This window comes from Rhizobium pisi (assembly GCF_003938655.1).
In the GTDB taxonomy this organism is placed as follows: Bacteria; Pseudomonadota; Alphaproteobacteria; order Rhizobiales; family Rhizobiaceae; genus Rhizobium; species Rhizobium pisi.
In genome coordinates this window covers 1-5649 of sequence record NZ_RJJT01000051.1, presented here as the reverse complement: position 1 = coordinate 5649, position 5649 = coordinate 1, and the positions used below count along the sequence as shown (strand labels likewise).

At 54.3% G+C, this 5649-nt stretch carries 7 protein-coding genes and 1 tRNA gene; 2 read left to right on the top strand and 6 right to left on the bottom strand.

Annotated elements, in window-relative coordinates:
- Positions 1-224: 224 nt before the first annotated feature.
- The 4 genes from EFD55_RS32735 to EFD55_RS32720 all read right to left on the bottom strand — a co-directional run bounded on the left by EFD55_RS32735 (position 225) and on the right by EFD55_RS32720 (position 2369).
- Positions 225-298, bottom strand: a tRNA-Ile gene (locus tag EFD55_RS32735).
- An 89-nt stretch (positions 299-387) separates the two neighbouring features.
- Entirely contained in the window at positions 388-660 is a 273-nt protein-coding gene (locus EFD55_RS32730; protein ID WP_125851244.1) for a DUF5983 family protein, read from the bottom strand.
- Positions 661-1052: 392 nt separating this feature from the next.
- Entirely contained in the window at positions 1053-1676 is a 624-nt protein-coding gene (locus EFD55_RS32725; protein WP_125851242.1) for a hypothetical protein, read from the bottom strand.
- A gap of 114 nt (positions 1677-1790) precedes the next feature.
- On the bottom strand, positions 1791-2369 hold the full coding sequence (locus EFD55_RS32720) for a hypothetical protein (RefSeq protein WP_125851240.1): 579 nt from the start codon (positions 2367-2369) through the stop codon (positions 1791-1793).
- A 261-nt stretch (positions 2370-2630) separates the two neighbouring features.
- On the opposite strand from EFD55_RS32720, the gene EFD55_RS32715 reads away from it, so the two are divergent.
- The gene (locus EFD55_RS32715) at positions 2631-3140 is read left to right on the top strand and encodes a hypothetical protein (protein WP_125851228.1); all 510 of its coding nucleotides are present in this window, start codon (positions 2631-2633) and stop codon (positions 3138-3140) included.
- A gap of 247 nt (positions 3141-3387) precedes the next feature.
- Complete coding sequence (locus tag EFD55_RS32710; RefSeq protein ID WP_125851226.1) at positions 3388-3888, top strand: YccF domain-containing protein; 501 nt, start codon at positions 3388-3390, stop codon at positions 3886-3888.
- Between the two features lie 811 nt (positions 3889-4699).
- On the opposite strand, the gene EFD55_RS33420 is transcribed toward EFD55_RS32710, so the two are convergent.
- Entirely contained in the window at positions 4700-5260 is a 561-nt protein-coding gene (locus EFD55_RS33420; RefSeq protein ID WP_281040010.1) for an FtsH/Yme1/Tma family ATP-dependent metallopeptidase, read from the bottom strand.
- Positions 5221-5418 (bottom strand): hypothetical protein, encoded by a 198-nt coding sequence (locus tag EFD55_RS34370; RefSeq protein ID WP_376774124.1) that lies wholly within the window; start codon positions 5416-5418, stop codon positions 5221-5223. The genes EFD55_RS33420 and EFD55_RS34370 overlap by 40 nt, the downstream gene beginning before the upstream one ends.
- Positions 5419-5649 lie beyond the last annotated feature (231 nt).

The window sequence follows — 5649 nt, the reverse complement described above, 5'->3', positions numbered from 1 at the left end:
GCCAGCCTCCTGCTCCTTCAGCACACCGATAATCTGCTCTTCCGTAAATCTCTGCTTCTTCATTCGTCCGTCCCTTAATAGGCCGGACTCTAATCCATTCTGGAGGAAATTCTCAGTGGCAGGTCAACCAGCATTCTTAAAGCTGCCGGAGGAGGAAATCTCGCTGTCCAGCTTCGAGATTGGGTTTTCAGGCGTCACGAGTGACGTGCCCGTATCCCTGAATGTGGGCCCGGCAGGACTTGAACCTGCAACCAATCGGTTATGAGCCGACGGCTCTAACCAATTGAGCTGCAGGCCCCACACCCAGAGGCTTAGGACAGGCCAGAGGGATTCGCAAGTTCGCTCTAACCCGATTGAAAGAGACACCCGGACTACATTTTGCGTGCATCAATAGACTGCCAGATCCCGCATCGGCTCCTCAACATCATCGAAGAGGATGAGCTCGTAACCGCGATCGGCAGCGTACGCGAAAGAACGCCATAGATCGTTGAACCGTCGGTTCCCGAAATTGAACGCCGCGTCTTCATCAACGTGGAATATCCAGCCCGTATTTCCAAATGGCCCGCCAACTGTGAGCCACTCTTTTTGATCATGAGACATCAGAAACCGCTTGGTGGCCGCGGACAAATGTGAGGTGCTCAAGCAAAGAAGTTTGCGCAAGTCGAAATTCCCGAATGCATCGAGATTAATGGTGCGTACGCGGCGGGACGAAGTCAACGTTAGCCTTTGCATTGGCAATTTGAGGTCGCTATTTCGGAAAGCCGTTGGGAACCGAACTGAAGCCAGATCCCTAGAGGCACACTGGCACATGGGTCAGATCGCACGGACCTAATTTTTACATCGCGCATTTCAGAGCGATTGCCACATTGAATCTGGCAGTACGTGGAGCTTGCGCCGTCATGGTCCTGGTCCGTCCATCGTTGACCACCTTCACGGGATTGCCTTCGACGGCAGATGCTGCTGGCCGCCGGGTGTCAGCGAAAGGGCGCAATAGGGGTTGAAGTCGACCGTCCCGTCCAGACGGCCCAGGGCTCACCGAAAATGGTAGAGAATTACAAGAATTCGTCAATCCTCGCGACGAATTCGGGTCCTTGGTACGGCCGCTCCGGCCATGTCTGGCAGAGTTGACAACCTTCGGATTTGCCAACCAGATAAAGTGCGGATGATAAAGCGATGGGGAGGTCAGATCCGGCTTCATCCTCTAGAGCACGTCTCGAGAACCATCGCGATTTATCGTCCAAGAGGTCAAGGGTCATTTGGTTAAACTTGGCCACAACAGCCTCAGCTGCGGCGACTCCCTTGACCCGAACAAACGCGGTTGTTGTAGCGTCCAGACTGGTGCTGTAGACCGGAACCTGTTCATGTGCGGCCGAGAGCTGAGGATATGGGTGTCGTAGGCCGTGCCAATTGCGTTGCCAGCGATCTTGGGCCGCGAGTACCGTCCTCCTCGGGACCTCGACGAACATGGCGCCATCGATAGGTCCGATGGCTGTGAATTTGGTCGAAAAACTAGCTCTCTGGCGGTAGCGGTCAGGTACGTCAGAGAACCACTCGTCATCTTTGCCGTTGAGCGTGTTCGAGCAATTATTGTCTAGAATCCGCTCTGCTTGTTCATGACTGGTTGCTTTGATGTGAAGGTTGCCTTGCAGCAGAATTTCGATTGCATAGATGTTCATTTCCCAATGTCCAAAACGAGAGAATTAATATGGTTGAGCGCGAAATCGGCGCTCTTGGTACCCAAAGCGGCGAGCACGCGACGCTATTTAGACCAGCCGCCTGGGACGCCTATGCTAGTCCGGCCACCGCTGCTCAAGTCCGCAGCCTTCAGAAGCTCCGATGACCTTGATTGCTGACGACAAGACGACTGGTAAAGCCGCCATCTCGTCATCGTCGAAGCCAAGCTTCGAGAACCACAGCCAGTATCCCATCTGCAGTTCGACGTGGAATTGCTGCTGGAACTTCGAAGTGATGATCCTTGCCTCTTGCCGCGACTCGGCTTTGATGAACGCTGTAGCCGTGAGATCGACGTCGGTGGTGAACACTGGCACTTTGTTGAATTCTTCCGCGCGTTCAGCGAATGGAACTACCACATCACGAGAACCGAGAACGAAGCTTCGCTGCGCAAGCTCTACGTCTCTTTCCGTGACCTCGACGAGTTGCGATCCGGGGAAAGTCGCATTTAGGGTGAGAGATGATGCGAAACTAACCCGAGGAACGTGCTCGAATGACACGTCCGAAAACCAAGCGCGATGCCGCGCATCGATGGTATTCGAACTGAGCCGGTCGAGTATCTTCTGTGCTTTTTGGAGGGTGGACGCCTTTATGTAAACCGTGCCGTAAACCAGGACTTCAATCGCGTAAAAACTCATACCGCTATTCCGAACTCGAACGGTAAAATGGTCAGGCGAACTGATCTGCCTGTCAACTGACCTAGTTCACTCTAAATCTTGGCCCTCATCTCATTCAGGTCAGATTGAATTGACCACGTTCCTCGTACGCGCGGGCCTAAGCCTTTTTGCAGACGTGTTCGAATAGCCGTTTAGACATCTTGGCTTCGCGGAGAAATAGTCGTTTGCTTCCGAACGCCGATCGACACAGTATTGAAACTACCTAAGCAGAGCGCCTGACAGATGGATTGCACTGACCCCCCAAATTGCTCCTACACCGAGAAGGAAAAGGAGCACTGGTCGAAACCGATACGGGCACAAGCATTGGAGTTGGCAATATCTGCCGTTAGCGAGGCTTGGGCGATCCTCGATGTAGAATTACAAAAAGATGGCTTCGACGATCGAATTCCGCCGTTTGAAGGCGGCTCGCGCTATGCTTACTATTGCGATCTGGATACTCAAACACTTGAGGATTCGGATTCTGTCTACTTCAACTCGCCGGACAGAAAACGCAAAACCGACGACCGGGATCTACGATATTTCGAGACTTGCTTTCAGGTTCACGACTACTTTTCTCCTCGCATTAAAGCGTTAGCTTTGAGGACTTTGGCTAAAGACCTTGTGAGCGTGGCTTCTGTCATGCGCGAAGAGGATCTGCAGGATGCCCTGAACCGGATTGCCTTGAACAGTGACGGCTCAGTCAATGTATTTTCCACCTACGAAAATTACCATCCATATTTTCCGTTGGATTGAGTGAAACCTGGACGGCGCTTCAGGCAAATCAGGGAAGAGATTACATGAAGCCATTGTTCGAAGTTGGCCAGGGGGTAAGGCCTGCCGACGCGGCGGTCCTGTCGGTCTACCACCGCCGTACTCCGTTCCCACCATCTATTCGGGAGCGAAGGAAACGACCGACAGCCTGTCCGCAACTCGCGCATTCCGATTGACTTCCACCAGCCGATTGTTCAACTAAAACTCGTGTTTTGGTTGAGGGGCTCAAATGCGATTCGTGGGAAATATCATCTGGTTTGTCTTCGGGGGCGCTGTACTTTCCCTGATGTGGTTACTCGGAGCCGTGCTCTTCGCGCTCACGATCGTGGGCTTGCCGCTGTCGCGTGGAGCTATTGAGATGGCTAAGCTGTCAGCGTTTCCTTTTGGCAAGGAAGTCGTTCACGTTCGTGAGCTCGACGGGAAAGGCGTCACTGCCGTGACCGCGCTGACAGGAACGATTGGTTTCGTCGTAAATGTCATCTGGGCCTGCACCTTCGGTATCGGCTTGTTCGTCGGTCATTTGGTCGCTGGCGTGATCAACTGCATTTTCATCATCACCATCCCGTTCGGACTTCAATCGTTCAAGCTCGCTGGTCTCAGCTTCTGGCCAGTGGGCCGCCGGGTGGTATCCGTCGAAATGGCGCGGATCGCGCGAGAGCACAACGCCCAGGAAAAGTTCAACAAGATCCGTGCAAAGAGTGGCGGCACAAGCGTTATGGCCGCAAAATGAGCCGGTCACCGCCGCTCGAAAACAATATGAAGTGGGGCCTCGTTTTTGGCGCAGTGCTTGCCTTCAACGGTGCGGCGCACGCGGACTCCATTCCACGGTACGATCCTCCAAGCTACTGTTCTAAGGTATCCGAGGTGAGTGGCGGATCGCGCACCATCTACAATGGGTGCCTTTCAATGGAACAGGAAGCCTACGATACGCTCAAGTCGTCGTGGGGCCAGATCGCAGAAAGCGCGAAGAGCTACTGCGACGAGGTCGCGCGATCGAGTGACTCCTCGTACAGCATCCTAAAGGGTTGCATCGACATGGAAGCGGATGCATCGTCTTCGGAGCCGGAGTTCAGGTATTGAACAGGACATCGTTGCTCACCGCCGCGCTGCTCACGTCCTCCCCCTTCTTGCTTGCTGCGAGCGCCTCGGCCGCCGAACCTGTCATTGTGACGTGCAAATTTGAAAAGCTCCCTCTGATGATTCTGACTTTTCGGGGCGGGATGGGAGCGTCCGATAACACCTTGCAGATGGGTCAATCGAAACCAGTCCCGCTGAGCGTTGGATCTAGCCTGATGTCGGCGGAATACGGCACGCAGTCCTTCACATTTTCGCTGCGACTACCGGCAAATGTCTCAGTGAGCGCTCCGAAACAAAATACGCTAACCTATTACGGGGACTGCATCAGCACGCTCCAGCCAAATTGAAGTCGATGCCTCCAGGAGTCGAAAGCCAGGTCCACGCCCCTTCATTGCGTGAAAAAAGCCCGTCAAAAGAAACCATCCCAAGGCGGCGAGCATCTTGCCCATTCACATGCGGACGAGCTAGCTTGCGAGACGACGCGAAGCACCCTCCTCCTCAAGGGCTCTGATCCTCTCTGCCGTTACGACTGCACCTTGGTCGAGCTCATCGGTGACCTTGAGCAACAGCTCTCGTTCAGCCATCAGAATTTCCCGCGCACGGCTGAGCTCAACCTGCAGAATTTCATCAATTTTCCGGGCTGACGTCGAGTTCGCTACGACGGCGGCGACTACTTGAGGACTAACCTCGGTCGCCCGTTGGACAAGACTATCGCCCATTCCGACCTGCACCTCGATTTTTGTCGCAAGCGCCGTTGCCCGAGCCAGATCGCTTTCGGAACCCATCCCAGCTCCCTCGCCGTGCGAGCCAATCAGAAGCTGTTCCGCTGCGATGCCAGCGAGTAGCAGGCAGATCTCGTCCACGTAGGACTGTCGACCCCGAAACCGAAGCGCAGAGTTCTGAAATACCGAGCCACCTGCTCTCTGGATGTTTACACTTGGGTTCAGTTGATCGGCGATCTCGACGAATAGGAACTCGCCGCAACTCAGACGTCGGCCAACAATTGCATGACCGGCCTCGTGGATAGCAAAGATTTCCGAAAGTCACCGGCGAGAGGGACAAGCTCCGGTAAGTTGGCTGTCAAATCCGACAGATTCAGCGGCTCTCGTCGCAAGCGTGCGGCGCGTTTGGCATCACGAACCAACTTGGCAAGGTCAGCGCCGGTCATTCCTCGTGTCTGCATAGCAAGCGCCGCCCGGTCATATGTAAACGGCACTTCACCGATCAGACTTTCAATGATGGCGATTCGATCGTTAGCGTCCGGCAATGGAATGGCGACATGTTTGTTGTTAGCGGTCGTCTAAAACTGCGGGTATTCGGTGCCGAGGCTTTCACGAGTTATGTTTTTGGCCGTCGATTTCACTGGTGATCATCGCAGCTGAGTTGGCTTTGAAGCTCGGTCTGGATCTGGACG